Source organism: Paenibacillus cellulositrophicus (genome assembly GCF_009363095.1).
GTDB lineage: Bacteria > Bacillota > Bacilli > Paenibacillales > Paenibacillaceae > Paenibacillus_AQ > Paenibacillus_AQ favisporus.
Genome location: NZ_CP045295.1, coordinates 5,729,127 through 5,746,018, shown reverse-complemented (window position 1 = coordinate 5,746,018; position 16,892 = coordinate 5,729,127). Strand labels below are relative to the sequence as shown.

General features: G+C 44.7%; 13 protein-coding genes. 2 read left to right on the top strand and 11 right to left on the bottom strand.

Going from position 1 to position 16,892, the window contains the following annotated elements:
* Positions 1 to 50: 50 nt before the first annotated feature.
* The 5 genes from GCU45_RS26210 to GCU45_RS26190 all read right to left on the bottom strand — a co-directional run bounded on the left by GCU45_RS26210 (position 51) and on the right by GCU45_RS26190 (position 6,915).
* Entirely contained in the window at positions 51 to 887 is an 837-nt protein-coding gene (locus tag GCU45_RS26210) for a carbohydrate ABC transporter permease (protein WP_152401668.1), read from the bottom strand.
* A gap of 14 nt (positions 888 to 901) precedes the next feature.
* Complete coding sequence (locus GCU45_RS26205) at positions 902 to 1,804, bottom strand: carbohydrate ABC transporter permease (protein ID WP_068783497.1); 903 nt, start codon at positions 1,802 to 1,804, stop codon at positions 902 to 904.
* 106 nt (positions 1,805 to 1,910) lie between these two features.
* Complete coding sequence (locus tag GCU45_RS26200; protein ID WP_152401666.1) at positions 1,911 to 3,299, bottom strand: ABC transporter substrate-binding protein; 1,389 nt, start codon at positions 3,297 to 3,299, stop codon at positions 1,911 to 1,913.
* A 172-nt stretch (positions 3,300 to 3,471) separates the two neighbouring features.
* A complete protein-coding gene (locus tag GCU45_RS26195) occupies positions 3,472 to 5,103 on the bottom strand; it encodes a response regulator (protein ID WP_152401665.1) in 1,632 nt (543 codons plus the stop codon).
* Between the two features lie 3 nt (positions 5,104 to 5,106).
* Positions 5,107 to 6,915 carry a cache domain-containing sensor histidine kinase gene (locus tag GCU45_RS26190; RefSeq protein WP_152401662.1) on the bottom strand — a complete coding sequence of 603 codons (1,809 nt, stop codon included), beginning with the start codon at positions 6,913 to 6,915 and terminating at the stop codon, positions 5,107 to 5,109.
* A gap of 200 nt (positions 6,916 to 7,115) precedes the next feature.
* Here GCU45_RS26190 and GCU45_RS26185 point away from each other — a divergent pair, with 200 nt between their 5' ends.
* Complete coding sequence (locus GCU45_RS26185; protein WP_152401660.1) at positions 7,116 to 7,403, top strand: hypothetical protein; 288 nt, start codon at positions 7,116 to 7,118, stop codon at positions 7,401 to 7,403.
* A 1,647-nt stretch (positions 7,404 to 9,050) separates the two neighbouring features.
* Here GCU45_RS26185 and GCU45_RS26180 read toward each other — a convergent pair.
* From GCU45_RS26180 to GCU45_RS26170, 3 genes are all read right to left on the bottom strand, one after another.
* The gene (locus GCU45_RS26180) at positions 9,051 to 9,788 is read right to left on the bottom strand and encodes a HEAT repeat domain-containing protein (protein ID WP_167527229.1); all 738 of its coding nucleotides are present in this window, start codon (positions 9,786 to 9,788) and stop codon (positions 9,051 to 9,053) included.
* Positions 9,789 to 10,029: 241 nt separating this feature from the next.
* Positions 10,030 to 10,647 carry an RHS repeat protein gene (locus GCU45_RS26175; protein WP_152401657.1) on the bottom strand — a complete coding sequence of 206 codons (618 nt, stop codon included), beginning with the start codon at positions 10,645 to 10,647 and terminating at the stop codon, positions 10,030 to 10,032.
* Entirely contained in the window at positions 10,641 to 12,728 is a 2,088-nt protein-coding gene (locus GCU45_RS26170) for a DNRLRE domain-containing protein (protein WP_167527228.1), read from the bottom strand. The genes GCU45_RS26175 and GCU45_RS26170 overlap by 7 nt, the downstream gene beginning before the upstream one ends.
* Positions 12,729 to 13,293: 565 nt before the next feature.
* On the opposite strand from GCU45_RS26170, the gene GCU45_RS26165 reads away from it, so the two are divergent.
* Positions 13,294 to 13,506: a hypothetical protein gene (locus tag GCU45_RS26165; protein WP_152401652.1), complete on the top strand. Its 213-nt coding sequence runs from the start codon at positions 13,294 to 13,296 to the stop codon at positions 13,504 to 13,506.
* Positions 13,507 to 14,273: 767 nt separating this feature from the next.
* Here GCU45_RS26165 and GCU45_RS26160 read toward each other — a convergent pair.
* From GCU45_RS26160 to GCU45_RS26150, 3 genes are all read right to left on the bottom strand, one after another.
* Entirely contained in the window at positions 14,274 to 15,224 is a 951-nt protein-coding gene (locus GCU45_RS26160; RefSeq protein ID WP_152401650.1) for an alpha/beta hydrolase, read from the bottom strand.
* Between the two features lie 160 nt (positions 15,225 to 15,384).
* Positions 15,385 to 16,065: a DUF998 domain-containing protein gene (locus GCU45_RS26155; RefSeq protein WP_152401648.1), complete on the bottom strand. Its 681-nt coding sequence runs from the start codon at positions 16,063 to 16,065 to the stop codon at positions 15,385 to 15,387.
* A gap of 79 nt (positions 16,066 to 16,144) precedes the next feature.
* On the bottom strand, positions 16,145 to 16,720 hold the full coding sequence (locus GCU45_RS26150) for a TetR/AcrR family transcriptional regulator (protein ID WP_152401646.1): 576 nt from the start codon (positions 16,718 to 16,720) through the stop codon (positions 16,145 to 16,147).
* Between the last annotated feature and the right edge of the window lie 172 nt (positions 16,721 to 16,892).

The window sequence follows — 16,892 nt, the reverse complement described above, 5'->3', positions numbered from 1 at the left end:
TACCTCCTTGAATGTTAAATATGGAATATGGGTTGCGCAGGGCCGGACCGCTACCCTTTGAGGGAACCGGCCGTCATCTGCATGAAGGATTTGTTGGCAAACAGATAGGCGACGAGAATCGGCAGAATGGACAAGCAGGCGCCCGCCATCATGTAGTGGGTTTGGGAAGCGGCCGAAATCCCGTATTTCAGGTTCGCCAGCCCGACGGTCAGCGTCTGCAGCTCCGGCTTCGTCATCGTGAACACGAGCGGAAGCAGATATTCATTCCACGCGCCGCGGAAGGTGAATAAGGCACCTACGCCAAGTCCGGGTCCGAGCAGCGGCAGAATGATCCGCCAGAAGGTCCGGCCCGGGGAGCAGCCGTCTATTAGCGCCGCCTCGTCCAGCTCGCGGGGAATCCCCTTCATGAAGCTGGACAGAATGAAGAAGATCGAAGCATGGGCGGAGATCAGAATCAATATAACGCCCCACAGGCTGTTGTGCAGATGAAGCTTAACCATCAGATCGAACTGCGGACGCAGCACGACCGCCCCTACAGCCACGAACATGGTGAAGGATTGCAGTCCGATATACAATTTTTTGCCGGCAAAATCCATCCGGTCCACCACATAAGCCGCCATGGATGATACCAGCAGCGTGCCGACAACTGTCGCCAGGGAGACAATCAGGCTGTTCAGGGTATACCTGGAGAAATTGGCCTGCGCCCAGGCTTCGGCATAGTTCGAGAAGTGCCAGATCTTCGGCAGGAAGGTCGCACCCGCAGTAAGCTCAGCATTGGTCTTGAAGGAGCCCAGGATGGTGATAACGACCGGAATCAGGGTGATAAAAGCAACAGCCAGCAAAAAAATCCACAGGATGATTTTGCCCAGTATGGTTCTTAGTCTCATAATAGCCTCTCTCCTCAATCGGTCTGATTCATGCGTCTGGATGCGTAGAAATAAATGAGTGATATCATCCCTACAATGACCGCAGACACAAAGGCGACCGCACTGCCGTATCCGAACTCCTGGACCTGAACCGCCGCGCTGCCCCCGCCGACAGGGAAAAATAATTTGTACAAATACAGGAACATGACCTCCGTCTTGCCTACAGGACCGCCTTCAGTCAGTACCATGATGCTCTCGTAGCCCTTCAGGGCTGTAATGATCGCCAGCATAATAACCATCTGCATGACAGGCCCGAGCATCGGCAGGGTGACATAGCGGAACTGCTGAATTTTCCCTGCCCCATCCAGGGAAGAGGCCTCATACACATCCTCGGGAATATTCTGCAGACCGGCAAGGAAGAGCAGCATATAATTGCCGACCGCCCCCCAGGCCGCAACCAGAATGACGGTGAGCATGGCATATTTCGGCCCCAGCCAGTCCACACCGGAATCGGAGAGGCCCAGGCGGATCAGAAACTGGTTGAGAATCCCGTTATACGAGTTGAAAATCGTGAAGAAGACTACGGCCATTACGGCGGTACTGATGACGGTCGGCATGAAGAAAATCCCCCGCAGCAGTTGTCTGCCCCGCAGCCCCCGGTTCAATATGACTGCCAGCAGCAGGGCCAGCGGAATGGTGATCAGCAGCTTGCCGCCAGCATAGACAAATGTATTCACCACCGAATCCCAGAACTGGGTGTCCTTCAGAATGCGGCTGAAATTGGCCAGACCGATAAACCGCGCCGTTCCGAACCCTTTGTAATCATAGAACATATAGCGGAACGCCCAGGCAATCGGGTAAATCCCGAGAACCAACGTGAGCAAGGCGCTTGGAAAGATAAAGCTGTATGAAAATAAGGCATGTTTCGTTTTGTTCATCTGGTTTCTTCCGGCTCCTTTCCTTTACGACCAGAGCAGAGGGATGAGGGAGTTGCTCCCTCATCCCCCGCTATCTCGGCCTATATCCCTATCCCTAACCTTCTGTCTACTTGGCGAACTTGCCGCCCAGAGCGGCGGGATCAAAGCCGGCATCCGGCTCGGCCTTCACGCCGTCATTCGCAATCACACTGTCCAGTGCAGCATTATAGCGTTTGTTCAGATCAGCGATAACCGCCTTCAGGTCGCCGCCGTTCAGCATATATTTGAAGAAGGCGTCATCCGATTTCATTCCTTGCGGTGCTACAGACGGATAGACCGGCCACACTCCATCGTACTTGTTCGGCAGGAAGCCTTCGATGCCGTTCACATCCGGTGTCTTGGCTGCTGCGCTGATGGACGGAACCATGGAGATGCCGAAGCCTTTTTCCTGATAATCCGTCAGCACCTGATCGCCGTACATGAACTCCATGAACTTCCAGGCTGCTTCTTTATGCTCTGATTTCGAGCTCAGCGCCAGCCATTGGCCCCCGAGGAAGCCGGAAGCCCCCTTCACGGTGCCGTCGATGGTAGGAACCGGAGCGGCCGCCCAGTCAATCTTGGCGGGAAACTGATTCTTGTAGACGCCAGGCTCTGAGGAGTAGGACATATACATTCCGATCTTGCCTTCCGCAAACTGCGCCCGCAGCGGATCAATATCCAGCGACTCTACACCCGGCAGCATGCTGCCGTCGTCCCTGATCTGCTTAAAGGCATTGATGATCGGCTCGAAGCCGCTGAAGTCGTAGCGGGCTGTCTTGAAATCATACCCGAAGCCGCCATAGCCGCTCATCTCCGCAACCACCCGTGCCGAACGTGCGAACGCACTGCCGGGGTTCTTGAAGTTAAGGGCGAAGCCGTAAGCGCCGTCCGCTTTGCCGGCTTCTGTCAGTTTCTTGGCTGTATCCACCAGCTCCTGTAAGGTAGCCGGCGGATGCTCAACGCCTGCTTTGGCGAACAGATCTTTGTTGTACACCAGACGCATGGTCGTTCCATAGTTCGGCAGACTGTAACGCTTGCCATCGAATTCGTTCAGATCCGGCATGGCCGGGAATTTCGCCTTCAGCTCATCGCTCAGGAACTCGTCAATCGGAGCGAGAAAGCCTTTTTTGTAGAAGGTCTGGACGGTATTCTCCTTCACCCGGATCACATCCGGTGCATCGGAGGTCTGGAAGGACAGATCGAGCGCGGTATCGAAGTCATCGCCCTTAACGACCAGATCCACTTCAATCCCGTCAGTATTGGTTGAGTTGAACTCGGCTACCTTCTCCTTCACGAAATCCGCATCATGGCGGTCGCCTGTCCAGTAGCTGATTTTAGTTTTTTCCCCTGAACCAGCTTTCGCCCCGTCTCCCGTGCCTTCCACTGCATTGCCGCCGCCACTGTTACCGTTGCCGCAGGCTGCCAAGCCAAGTGCCAGGACCATGCTAAGAGATGTCATTAGCATACGCTTCATCATTGGTAGTGCCCCCTTATGTATCCCTGCTGTATTCGCTTACAACCTGATTATAGTTCGATAGGCGCATCCAGATAAGGCGGGTAAGCCCACATTAAGGGCAGATTTCTGCAGGAGTTGGATACAGATAAGGGAGGTAATCTCCGCCCTGCGGAAATCCCTCCCCTGCTGATTCCTATTCTTTTCCAATATAATACAATTTGAACTCGGACGGGGTCATGCCGGTATATTTCTTGAACACCTCGCTGAAATAGCGCCTGTGCTCATACCCGAGATCCTGGGCGATCTCCTGAACCTGCCGGCCGCTGATCAGCATCGCCTTCGCCTTCTCCATCTTCTCATGCATCACATACTGCTGAAACGAAATCCCCTGCACCTTCTTGAACAGATTGGAGAAATACCCCTGGCTAAGGTTAATCTGCTTCGCCATCTGCTCCAGCGACAGCCCAGTATCCAGATGACTATGGATATATTCGACGGCTTGGTGGATTATCCGCGTGGACTCCAGAGAACGGGCTTGCTCCACCAGCGCACAGGCCTCCCGGCACAGCCAGGACAGCAGGTCGCGGATATCCTGCAGGGAAGGATGCACCTGGTTCTTCATGGCGGCAATTCTGAGTTCCAGCGGCTCCACCTGTCCGTAAGGGAACTGCTCCAGCAGGACCCGGCAGATCCTGGAGCTCAGCTCATAGCCGACACTTTCAACATAACGCGGCTCAGGCAAAAGCCCGCTGTCCAGCAGCTCCGCGAACAACTGGTCCAGCACCTGCAGGCTTTTGGCGGAATTGCCGGAACGCAGGGCGAACAGCAGCTCCTGCTCGGCGGCGGCGGAATAGCTGTGGAGCGAGAGAGGTTTATTCTCGATATTGCTATAATGATATACCCCGTTGCCCCCGGTATAGAAATGATACCCCAGCGCGCTAAGCGCCTGCCTGTACGCCGTGCCCAGCTCCTGAATCGCCGCCGTGCCGAGCCCCACGCCAATTGAAATGGTATGACGGGAGAAGCGGCTTACATTCGTGCAGCAGGCCTCCGTAATCAGCGCGGCGGTCTCCGGGTCCGAGCCGTTCATGATGCAGACGTATCGGTCTGTCGCCTCCCGGATAATAACGCCGCGGGTCAGGGCGGAAATCGTCTCTTCGAGAATATTGTGCAGGCTGAACCTTAGCAGCTCGACCTCCTGCACAGGCTGGCCGCTCAGCTTCTCCGCAAAATGATCGATTTCGGCGACAAACACGAAGAAATCATGCTGGTCCAGCGGGATATCAAGATAGGCCCAGCGGGAACGGGCATCCGCTTCTGTCGTCTGGTGGTGCAGCAGGAAGGTGAGATATTCCTGGCGGAGGATAGGCAGACTTTCCTTGATTTTAGCCTCCATCACAGCAAGTCTGGCGGTCTCCTGACGCTCCTCCCGGCACAGTTCCCTGGCCTTCAGCACTGCATTCACAATCTCCTCCAGGGAAAAGGGCTTCTTCACGAAATCAAGCGCCCCCAGCCGGATGGCTTCCTGGGCATAAGAGAACTCCGAGTAGGCGCTGAGGATAATAATCTTGCAGTCCGGCAGCACCTCCAGAATCGCCCGGGTCATCTGTAGGCCGTCCATTCTTGGCATCCGGATATCCGTCAGCACAATGTCCGGCCGGGTCTCGCGGATGATCTGCAGTCCCGCTTCGCCGTTAAGCGCCGTACCTGTTACCTCAATACCGTGCTCCTGCCACGGCGGCTTGCGCGAGACCATCTCCACCACACTTTTGATATCGTCGATTACACATAATTTGAACCTTTCCGGCTCCAGCTTTTGGTCCATTCTTCAACTCTCCTCCTCTGCGGGAATCCACAGATCCGTCCGTGATCCCTTACATGGTTCGCCGCCAACGTCCATACGGGCTTCGTCCCCGTAATACAAGGCCAGCCGGTGCCTGATGTTGAACAGGGCATAACCTTTCCTCGACTGCGGTGCCCTGACCAGCCCCTGCTTGACCCGTTCAGCATCAAGCCCCCGTCCGTTGTCGGTAATGCAAATATGCAGCAGCCCCTGCTCCCGGCTGACCGTGATGTCTATCCTGCCTCCTATTGTCATGTCGCTGAATCCATGCTGAATGCTGTTCTCCACCACCGGCTGCAGGATAATCTTCGGCAGCAGGCAGGACAGCAGGGCCTCGTCCTCTACCGTCACCGTGTATTCAAACAGTCCTTCATAGCATTTCTGCTGAATGGCGAAATACTGTCGCATGTGGGACAGCTCATCCGCAAGGGTAATCAGATCCTTGCCGCCGCTGAGCCCGATCTGGAACATCTGCGACAACGACAGGATCATCTCATTCACATCGTCATTCTCGCCCATGACCGATTTGCAATAGATGGTATTCAACGTATTGTACAGAAAGTGCGGCTCCATCTGCGCCGTAAGGGCACGGATCTCTGCATGACGCTTGTCCTTCTCCTTCGCCTTCACATCCGAGATCAGCGTCTTAATCTCCGACATCATCCGGTTGAACTGAAAGCCGACCTGGGCAATCTCGTCCTCATAACGGCTCTCATACACCACACTGAGCTGGTTCTCTTCGACTCTGCGCATCAGTCGCCGCAGCTTGAACAGGGGCTTCAGCAGTACAGATGTTAGCTTATTGGAAATCAGCCAGGTCGCCAGCAAAAAGATAACGATTACATAGAGGGTAATGCGCTGCACCCGCTGTAGCTTACCCAGCAACTGGTCCCGCGACTGCATACCTGAGATGATCCAGTCGGGTGATACGGCTGAGCTTGTATAATTCACCAGATATTCCTTGCCGCCATAGCTGTAGTAGTGATCCTGCGGATCGGCTGCTTTTCCGGCTTCTGCAAGCACCGGCTTCCAGGGGAACCTGCCCCGGAACGGCCAGCGGGACTCCACCACCGCCTCTCCTTCCCCGTTCACCAGATAATAATTTCTCCCTGCTTGTTCTCCGCCTGTATTCAACAGCTCATCTATCCGGCTCTCCCTGATATTGACCACAATAAATACATTGCTGATCGGCGTGTAAGGGTATTCATAAATTCCCCGGACTACGAAGGAGACCACCCGCTGGCTGCCTGTGAACAACCGGTCATAATGTCCTTTGGCCCAGTAGCCGCCCGGCTGCTCCTTGCTCAGATCATATAATTCCGAGCCGTAGAACGAATTGTCCTGCGCCCGGATCTGCGTAGTGGGATAGAAATCGCCAATCGGGGTAACGATCAGCACATTCTCAATGATCGGCTGATTGAACATTGCCTGCGAGAGGACATACTGCAGATCGGACAGATGTACGTAGTAATTAGAGACCTCATGGCTCAGCACATCCATCATCATCTTGCGGTACGCATCGCTCAGCATCAGGGAGTGCACGGACAGCGCCACATCATTCAGGCGGGAATCCAGAAGCTGTGCCGTCTTGCTTACGGTCTCCCGGCTGCCAGCGTAAACATTATCCTCGATCTCCTGCGCGGCAATCCAATACGAGAAGGTGCCCATTGAACTGATGGACAGCGTAATCAGCACGATGAACGAGAACAGAATCCTCTGTTTGATGGATATCCGGTAATACCTGCCGGCGATCTGCCGCCGGAGCTGCCGGCCATAGGCTGTGAATGTATTCATAGTTCCCCCTTCTTGAGCATGTATCTCCCTACGATTGTCAGTTCTTGTCACTTGTACCATACGGCTGCTCCGGCCCGGCGTCAAGACAGGGCATGATTATTTAACGGATTCCGTCCCTTATTATCAATAGGCAGGGGGCCCTCCGCATAACTTAGTGCGAATTCACTAATCATGGCTCAGGTTGACGGGAAGCTGCGCGATTGAGTAATTATGCTTGTGACGGTCAGTCCATTCCGTTTGATGCCTTTCTGCGGCAAATGTTGAACGATCCAACAGTAGCAGAGCTCACTGATTTTGTTGCCTCATACGTAAAAAATAATACAATTAGCCAAACTGACGGTTTCAAGGGCGATTCTATGAAGCATGAAACAGAGATGGGGGGAACGTTGAGCGAAGGCCTGCCCCAACTGAATACTGGCAGCAACGCAGTGTTCACTTATTATGGCGGCGGGGAATCTGGTCCGCTTCATGTGGTATTCCATGTATAGGTCTGGGAACAATAAACTGCTTCCATTTGCTGCTTCGACACCTGGATGAACAAGGGCTGGGACCAGTTGTTGGCATTACGATTGCGGATGTAGACAGGAACACGAAATACTTAGTCGAAATTATCTATTAAGAGGTGACCAGTGTTGATAGAAGAATTAAGAATTGCCGCTGCCTATGCTCAAAAAGTTAGAATTAAATTATAGACAGGAGAAGTAATCGAAGATAAGGCCCAATTATCAGGGGATCCGAATCGGACAAAAGTGGCGCATTGATGATGGTCATTGTGGATCCCCTATGAGGAAATTGAATTTGTTGAACGCTTAATAAAGCTGAATTGATTAAGGAAGGCCGCCTAACGGCGGGTTTTTGTTTACTTTTGTATGCAAAATTATGCATATTTATTCATTTTCTCGTTAATTGTGGAGATATTTCTCATCAATTACGAAAAAATTCTCACTAAATATGACAACACACAGGGGCTGTGTGTTGTCATATTGGGTGAGAAAAACCAACCGAAAAATGTTGATACATCAAGACGTGTTTTCATATTTAATAAGAAGAGGGAGTTCCTTTAGTAAAACCGGATATAATGCTTATTTTCAGTATTAGTGAGAATTCCCTCAAACCTGAATTTGCATATTTATTCACATACATACATCGATTATGGAACATGTCTCAGCTCACTAGAACCATTCCGTCAGAAAGTCCTCGCGTTGTTTCGGCAGCAGCAGAAATCAGTAGGTTTTGTTTCAGGTAGACACTAGTTCGCTCCCTGTTGAATCCAGGCCTGGGAGGATACAGTTGTCGCAGAACAAGTCTCCCCTCTCCCCGCTAGCAGCAAAGACTAATTTGGCTACGCTCTCTTCCTTGAAGCGCTCCGTATGTAAACATACCGGTGCCATTTTGCTTGAATACGAAAGAGTTCATCCGTGTCGGACCTCGCTAATGGAGTATACCGGATATCCGCCGCAATTCCGCATTTTCGACTCGGTCCCTCGCTTCTTTCGAAAAGAATTTGACGAGTATCAATTTCACATACCCAAGCGCCTGATTACAGAAAAAATAATATCAAAGTCCAAGGTCTTCTAAACAAATGAGCAACACTTAACGAATTTTTCTTACAAAATTATAAAGTCATTCAAATAACTAGTGCTTTTCCATATTCACATTATTTTTCTCTTATCAATCTTCTCAAAATTACCCACTTGTCTTATATTTCTGGCTACTGAACAACGTCACACTATCAATGCAAGATACAGCGCTAACATTGTAGTTGATAATTCTTCTCAATTTCGGTTATCCATATATGATCTTGTCGTCGGACTTTGACAAGAACATATATCGTTAAAAAAAAGCCGCAGCTACGCGACTATAAAACGTGTATGTTCTTGTCGTTCTACATGAAGCAGTATGTTTCAGAATCATTCGACCGACTTCAACCTCGGATTACTAATATTCAAAGAGTTCATTTTTTTTATTGAGAAAAGAATACTCCTCTAAACGGCTTTCAATCTATATATACATATAGTCGTACACTTCATAAGCTATATATTGTTTATGAAAAATAAGAAGGAATCCCACATTGGAATTGCTTTTTAATCCCAAATCGTAATTTGCATTAATCTATCACGAAATAAATATCATTGTCATTGTTCCCACATATTTAGTTCTGATAGTGCCGCTTGTAATGAGGAACTAACGGCAATTACCTTTTCCTTTCTATAAGCTTTTTCCAAGCTGTCTTTTATTTTATGGAAATTTTCTTCATTGACTAAAGTCACCAAACTATTAGCAACTGCACTGCGCACTCTGTAAGATTTACATTTTAACATTTCTAATATAGAGTCCAAGTGTTTTTCGCCTAATAAAAATAACCCTATATAAAACCCTAGCCGTGCCACGTTCCTATTTTCTACTTGCAGTTGATTTTTTAAGATTGAAATTAAACTTGTATCTCCTAACTTACCTAAAGCTTCTGCTGCATATGCACGAACCAGTTCATTTTTGTCAGACAGAGCATTGCAAAGATAAGGAACAGCTTTTTTGTATCCGATATATCCCAATACCTCGGCTGCGGTGATACGTACTAAACTGTCTGAATCATGTAATCTTGCAACTATTGCATCACCTACATCCTCTCCTGAAAAATAGCTTAGCGATTCTATTGCGTACATACGAACCTCAATTTCAGCATGTGTAGTTAACTGAATTAATATATTTTTTACATTAGAGAATGTATTAAAGGAGGATAACATTTCTATTGCGGAAAGCTTGATAGTCAAATCTTCATCCTCAACAAGTTGTAAAATTTCTCCAAGCAAATTATCTTTATTTTCAGTAACCTTCCATTGATCTATTCGATCAATTTTCTCCTGTTTATTCATAAGTTCATCCTCCATTGTAAGAAAGAGCATGATTACCTATCTGTAATCATGCTCATTTTTTTATAGTTAAAATTAATTTTAAATAAGAAATTCAAGCAATTTTTTGGGCAGAATCTTTAACTTGCTTAAGTTGATTTGCTTTATCATAAGAGAAAGACAATCCTTGTCCCCATCCAGTCTGAGGGTTCCAAGCAATTAAATTTTGATTGTTGTCATATTGATATGCAACTTGCTGTGAACTTTATACAACTTGATTCTTAACATCATTTGTTGCCGTATGGTCATAGCTTGTCGTTTGACTAGCACCTAATCCGGTGTCCTTTATCGATTCAATATTTCCATTCGAATCGTACGTAGGATCATAAACCATTTCGGTTATGGAAGCAATGGCTGAAACTCTTTCATCTAGATTCTCGAGTTCATCAAGCCAATTATATTGATAATTCGAGACATGTCCATTTGGTTCCGTTACTTTTACCAATTGGTCCGCATTGTTATACTCCATCGTGGTGACTTGATTCGCTGCATCTTCACTACTAACTTGATTGATCCCTTGTGAATCATATTTATAGACCGTTTTATTATCGTCAGCATCGGTTGAAGAGGTTCTATTTCCATAAGAGTCATAGGTATAACTAGTGCTTTGCGACAATGGATTTGTAACCTTCAGAAGGTCAGCAAATGTATTGAAATCATAGGTCGTCTTATGATTTAATGCATCCGTATAACTCGTACGGTTACTATAGTTATCATAAGTCGAAATTACCTTATGTTGTTCTGGATCCGTTGTACTCGTATTGTTACCATTGGAGTCATACGTGTTAATGGTATCTTTACCTTTCGGATCAGTAATTACCAACTGGTTATATTTTCATTCAAGGTAAAGCTGGTGACCCTTGATAACGGGTCGGTTATCTTTGTCACCACATAATTCGAATTAGAATTATATGTCGTTGTACTTCCGTTTCGATCCGTAGCTGTTGACACATAATTCGGTAAGTCATATGAATAGGTGGTTCCAGGGCGAGTTGCTAAATCAGCATTTGCTCCGTCACCAAAAGGTTCTTGAACCTTCTGCAATAATTCAGCATTGTACGTAAATGACGTTTTCCGCCCACTTGGATCTGTAACTGTCGTTAAGTGATGGCTCGAATCGTAGGAAAATTGAGTTCTTCGATAATTGGTTGCATCTAAATAAGCATCAACATTTGCCAGATTGCCAGCAGTATCATACCCATAGTTAATTTTCCGACCAGCGAAATCCGTGATACTAGAAATTTTTCCTGTTGCATTGTAATTAATCGTAGTGACCCGATTGCTAGGATCTGTTATTGAAGTGAGTTGGTTTGAGCTGTTATATCCATATGTTATTTTATTTCCATGGAGATCTTGTACATACATCAGCTTTCCGGTATATACTTCTGTATAACTATCACCATTTGCATCGAAATGCAATTTCGTACCATCTTTATAAGTTAAGTCATAACCGTTAACGGCTCCGTAGGATTCGGTGGTTCGTGTGATTTTTAAATAGGTTCCCGGCGGGGATTGGTAGCTATCGGAGGATGGATCATAGGTAAATTCATGATAGGTACCGTCAGAATCTTTATAGACCAATTTCCCCCGGTCATAACGCTCCATGATAGCCTCGCTGCCAGAATAGGACCAACCATATCCAAGTGGGGAATCTTCTAATGCTTTCGAATTATAGGTTCTTGAAAAGTCAACTCCCATTCCACCCCGGCCTTTTAGGCTCAAGTCATTGTATTGGATGACATTGTTACCTGTAGTCATATTCGTATAGCTTCGACCACCGACCAAGTCATGGCTATCGTATGTCCAGTACTCTTCAAGCCCAAGACGACTCCCGTTAAAATACGTAACAGAGAGCATTGGGCGATTCTTCTCATCCAATGTAGAATCGCTCGATATAAATTTTTTATACGAGTTTGTAGATTCAGATAAACTCTTTAACAGAATTCCGTAGTTTGCACTTCTCCATTTATCAATTTGGTTTGTGACATCCCATTGATAGTTAACCCCGAGATCGGTTAGATAACTAACATGGTTTGAATCTAATAAAGTGCTTTTGTAGTCGCCGCCCTTACTAGTCCAAGCTGTTGTTCCATTTGTAGTGTTCCAATTCGTGCTTTCCTCTAGCCACGACTTGCTCAATTCGTATGCACCAATTTCAACATCAGTGTCATTAGCAACACTGGAAAGCCATAAATTCACATCGGCACTTAAGATACTTGCACCCACTGGAATCGATGAAACATTAAACTTTAATAAAGATCGAATGACATTGGTTTGCGTGGAGTCTTTATATAATCCAACACCTAACGAAGTTTCGGTTCCACCGGTTTGGGTCGGAAAGTAACTACGGATGTTGGTGTCATTCCCATCGGCTGCATTAGGCTGAAGCCGAATAATTGTAGGATCAATAGTTACGGGGTAGACCCTCTTCGGATTTTCAAGCCAGGCACGGTCAGGAATGATGTCAACAAAATATGTAGAGCCTCGTTTAACCAATTTCATATTCACGTCATAGGAACGTGCTTCTTCAGGAATATCGTCAGATTGTTCTATCTTTTTATACCCGTCTGGAATATAGGAATCATACATAAATGGTTGTTCAATATAAAAGACTTTCAAGTGGCTTTTCTTATCAACAAAATAGATTTTTCCAGTACTATCTTGTTCCATATCCAAGCCTTTTATTTTGAATTTATATGAGAACTTTACTGGTGAGGAAGCGGAAGGTTCCTTATCCAGAACAATATCTTCCTTAACTTTACGATCCTCAACTGTGTAATTTATGTTGGTGTTGTCATACAAGTTATTAAAACTTAACTTATTATTCTTATAAGAAGCAGCACCATCATGGGGATTTTTCATAAATCCAGAATCGAGATTATCAGATTGTGATGCGGGGTCCATTACAATGGATAAGCCATCCATATCAATAGAAACAAGATTTTTGTCTAAATTGCGCTTTTGAAACTTGACTTCAAAATCATTTGATTTATTTTAAATGACGTTATTATTAGTATCGACAGTCAAATTATTATCAAACCTGACCCATTTATTGTTGTTACTTTTATAATGAATAGGTTCTTGATATATTTGTGTTGTTAATGTACCGTTTGGATTCAAAAATGTCTCCGAATCCTGGGTCCGACGATCCTCTAGCTCAATTCTAGTAGTAGTAATTTTTTTTGATAGAGTGGCTGGAACAGAACCTGCTGCATTTGCCTTCAACGCTCCCGTTGGAATTGTTGGAACGGCAACTGTGATTGCTAGAAAAAGTGATAATCCTTGATAAAACTTTTTTTCTTTCCCTTAAATAAATTCATGTGACATTCCTCTCATGTTTTTTCTTAGATGCATTGCTTAACTTAATTCTCTAAATATTTCCTCCTTACCACAATAATGCACAGCAGAATAAATATATACTAGTTTACGTAAAAAACCAGTTGTAAATTATTACTGGAATCCCAGTAAAATGAGGGAAATACCAAGTTTAGTAGAAGAATTAAGAATTGCCGCTGCCTATGCACAAAAAGTTAGAATTAAATTAAAGACAGGAGAAATAATAGAAGGTACGGCCCAATTATCAGGGGATCGGAATCGGGCAAAAGTGCGCACTGAAGATGGTTCATTATGGATTCCCTATGAGGAAATTGAATTGGTTGAACGCTTAATAAAGCTGAATTGATTAAGGAGGACCGCCTAATGGCGGTTTTTTTGTTTACATTTGTATGCAAAATTATGCATATTTATTCGTTTCTCATTAATTTTGAAAATATTTCTCACCAATTATGAAAAAATTATCACCAAATATGACAACACACACTGGGTGTGTGTTGTCATATTTGGTGATAAAAATCAACGAAAAAATGTTGATGCATCAAGGTATTTTCATATTTAATGAGAAGAGTTCCTTTAGTAAACACCGGATAAGAGACCATTTTCAGTATTAGTGAGAATTACCGCAAACCCGGGCTTACATATTTATTCACATACATGCATCGATTATGGACCAAGTCACTTCGGGCGCTATTTCGCAAATATGGAAGCCCTCGCGTTGTTTGGCATCGGAAAGAAATTAGTGGTTTGGTTTCAGGTCGACAGTAGTCCGCTCCCTGTTGAATCCCAGGCTAAGGAGGATCCTAAAGAAAAAATTACGGTGTCCACAGAACAAACTTCCCCTCTCTTTCTTGTCCCAAAATAATCCCATTTGTAGCCTCAATGCCAACTACCACTTATTCCATTAATCTCCCTTTACTTTTGTTTTTTCCTCGCTCGGAGCGCGGTTACTGGAAGCGTGAATAAACTGCTCATGAAAATTCGTCCAGTTGGCTACTTCCATGAGCAGATCAGTTAGCTTGATTCGTGGTAGCAGCTCATAAAGGGAAAGACTGAAATTCCTGGATCTGAATTTTCAGACACAAAATAATCTCAAAGTTTATGCAACGCTAATGCTTATGTATATCTCCTTAAAAAATTAAACATTAGTGGAACAGCATCCACAAAAAAGTCTTCATCACCGTGTCCAGCCTTATCCAGGACGTGAAGTTCTACTTTATCCTTTCCTGCTTTTTCTTCTATTAATTGAGCAAGTTCAATTGACTGCTGGGGAGGAACAGTATCGTCTTGTGCTCCATGAACTATAAGAAATTGTGGAATATCTGAATTAACATGTGTTATTGGTGAAAGGGCTTGAGCCTTTTCAGGAACATCACTTGCCAGTGCACCAAAAACTAATGATTCTACCGAATCAGGATTACCATACGACAACGACGGTGAGACACCAGTTTTTAATATATGCTCACTCATTTGATCCTTCATGGCAAGAATATTTGTTGGACCACAGAAATCTATAACTCCCTGAACATCGCTTGAATAGTCGGAGTTTCCATAGGATAATCCCTCCAACTCTTTTACACCTGAGGAAGTTCCCAATAAAGATGCTAGAGTACCTCCAGCAGAAATACCAATTGCAACAATTTTCTCCGGATTAAGCCCATATTGTTCTGCATTAGCACGCAGATATCTAATTGACGCTTTTGTATCATATACAAGTCGTGGGTACTCTCCTTCGCTGCTTAAAGTGTAATTAACACTTACTACAGCAAATCCTAATTCTCTGGCTAAAAGAGGTATTTCTAATTGAGTTCCCCTTTTGTCTCCAAACAGAAATCCGCCTCCGAAAAAGAAAACCAACACAGGAAATGGCTTTTCACCTTGGTCTGGCAGATAAATATCCAGAGTTTTTGAATCTGGGAAATCACAATATGGTAAGTCAAGGTATTTTGTTTTAATATCTGATATATTAGCATTTACATCTTCCAAAAATTCAGGAGGAAAATTTGCAAGTATCTCCTTAACCATTTCAGATTTCGCCTTGCCGCAGATGAAAATATCTTGTTTCATATCAACATTATCCTTTCACATTGTATTGTGGTTGCCTAGCATGTCCAAGGTCCGGCGATTCTAAATCGACGTTCCTGTGCAGATGAGGCAAGTGACACTGTCGCCCGAGGACAAGATCGCGATGAGCAAATCCTGTATTGTTATAGCACAACCATGACCTTCAGACTTTTATGTTCGTTTCGTAGTCCGACACATTCATATTGCGACTTTTTACTTGTACGAAAAGTCCAAAAATGATACACCAAACCATTATTGTATATACAGACATTCTTTCAAAAACCGCAGCATACATATTATTATTTATCCCAATAAATAATGCGAAACTTATGATTCCTATAATGCAAAAAATGACACTCAACGTTGAAACCCATTTTTGTGGAAACATTCGATGAGACATCAAGCCACCGCATAATATAGATAAGTTACCTCCTACTATAGCTAACATAGCTCCAATACCATGAAACGGTTCGCCCCACCAATCATACCCAGGAAACATACCAACCATGGTTATACCAATTGCATAAATTGCAGTAAGTGCCAGACCTATGATTTTTCTTTTTGATGGCAGTGTGTTCATTATCATAAAATACGCTATAGCGAATAAAATTCCATTAGCAAAAAATCCGAAATTCATCACAAAATATAATGGGGAATTAATCGTACGCCCCATGTACTGTGTTACCACTGGTATACCCAAATCACTAATATAGTTTATGGCATATTGATACGATGGATTGCTCCAGGCATATGCCGTTATAGCTTCGCACAAAAGATAAACAACCCCTGCTAAAATAAAAAGAAAAGAACCTGCTTGCAATATTTTTTGATTAATATTTTTCATTAGTTATTTCTCCTGTCGTCTTTGTTCGAGCTTGCTTGTTAGAGCAAAAAACACTCCATCAAGGGAAAACATCTCCTACTTATTCAAACAACTCATTTATCGTAGTATCAATAATAAAATCTACGGCTTCTTTGGTACCACTAACAGTAAAATCAAATTGGAACATTGAAGATAATAAACAATCTACAACTTGTGTTGCCATATCCAAACTCTTCTTTGGGATAAGTCCATATTCCGAGATTAAATTTTCCATTCTTATTTTATCGTTATTGAAATCCTGCTCCATATAATCGGGTGGTAGCTTTTGGATAATCAATGCCCACTCATCCCACATTGATGTTAACCATGACATAGTAGACAATTCTATTGCCAAAGCTTTAAGCCCCTCTGCAAGGCCATGTTTACTTGAATCTATTTTCATTTTATCGTATAAAATTTGATCTAGTTCTTTTTGATATTCATCAGCGGTTTTCACAAACAGTAATTCTTTGCTTGAGAAAAATTGATAGAACGCTCCGGTAGAAATGTTTGCTCTCTGTACAATATCTCGAATACCAGTTTTTGAGTAACCATACTGCTTCCAGCATTCCTTACAAGCATTGATTAAATTTTGTTTGATTATTTGTCGTTCATGTTCTGTAAAGCTCTTAGACATACTATTGCACCTCCCATTTTATAAACGTATGAACATTTATACAATATTGTTCATACGTTTAATTTAGATAACCTATTTCGAATTGTCAAGTACATATCAAGAAATGTTACCATACCTCTTGTATTTGAGCCTTTACCCGATGAGGGAAAAACGAATGTCCTGAAGCTAGCGA

Bases quoted from the DNA above. Each gene is read 5' to 3' on its own strand.
- GCU45_RS26195 (WP_152401665.1), bottom strand. From the start codon at position 5,103: ATGGACCAAAAGCTGGAGCCGGAAAGGTTCAAATTATGTGTAATCGAC.
- GCU45_RS26150 (WP_152401646.1), bottom strand. From the start codon at position 16,720: ATGTCTAAGAGCTTTACAGAACATGAACGACAAATAATCAAACAAAAT.
- GCU45_RS26165 (WP_152401652.1), top strand. From the start codon at position 13,294: ATGAGGGAAATACCAAGTTTAGTAGAAGAATTAAGAATTGCCGCTGCC.
- GCU45_RS26180 (WP_167527229.1), bottom strand. From the start codon at position 9,788: ATGAATAAACAGGAGAAAATTGATCGAATAGATCAATGGAAGGTTACT.
- GCU45_RS26155 (WP_152401648.1), bottom strand. From the start codon at position 16,065: ATGAAAAATATTAATCAAAAAATATTGCAAGCAGGTTCTTTTCTTTTT.
- GCU45_RS26170 (WP_167527228.1), bottom strand. From the start codon at position 12,728: ATGGACCCCGCATCACAATCTGATAATCTCGATTCTGGATTTATGAAA.
- GCU45_RS26205 (WP_068783497.1), bottom strand. From the start codon at position 1,804: ATGAACAAAACGAAACATGCCTTATTTTCATACAGCTTTATCTTTCCA.
- GCU45_RS26190 (WP_152401662.1), bottom strand. From the start codon at position 6,915: ATGAATACATTCACAGCCTATGGCCGGCAGCTCCGGCGGCAGATCGCC.
- GCU45_RS26200 (WP_152401666.1), bottom strand. From the start codon at position 3,299: ATGATGAAGCGTATGCTAATGACATCTCTTAGCATGGTCCTGGCACTT.
- GCU45_RS26210 (WP_152401668.1), bottom strand. From the start codon at position 887: ATGAGACTAAGAACCATACTGGGCAAAATCATCCTGTGGATTTTTTTG.
- GCU45_RS26160 (WP_152401650.1), bottom strand. From the start codon at position 15,224: ATGAAACAAGATATTTTCATCTGCGGCAAGGCGAAATCTGAAATGGTT.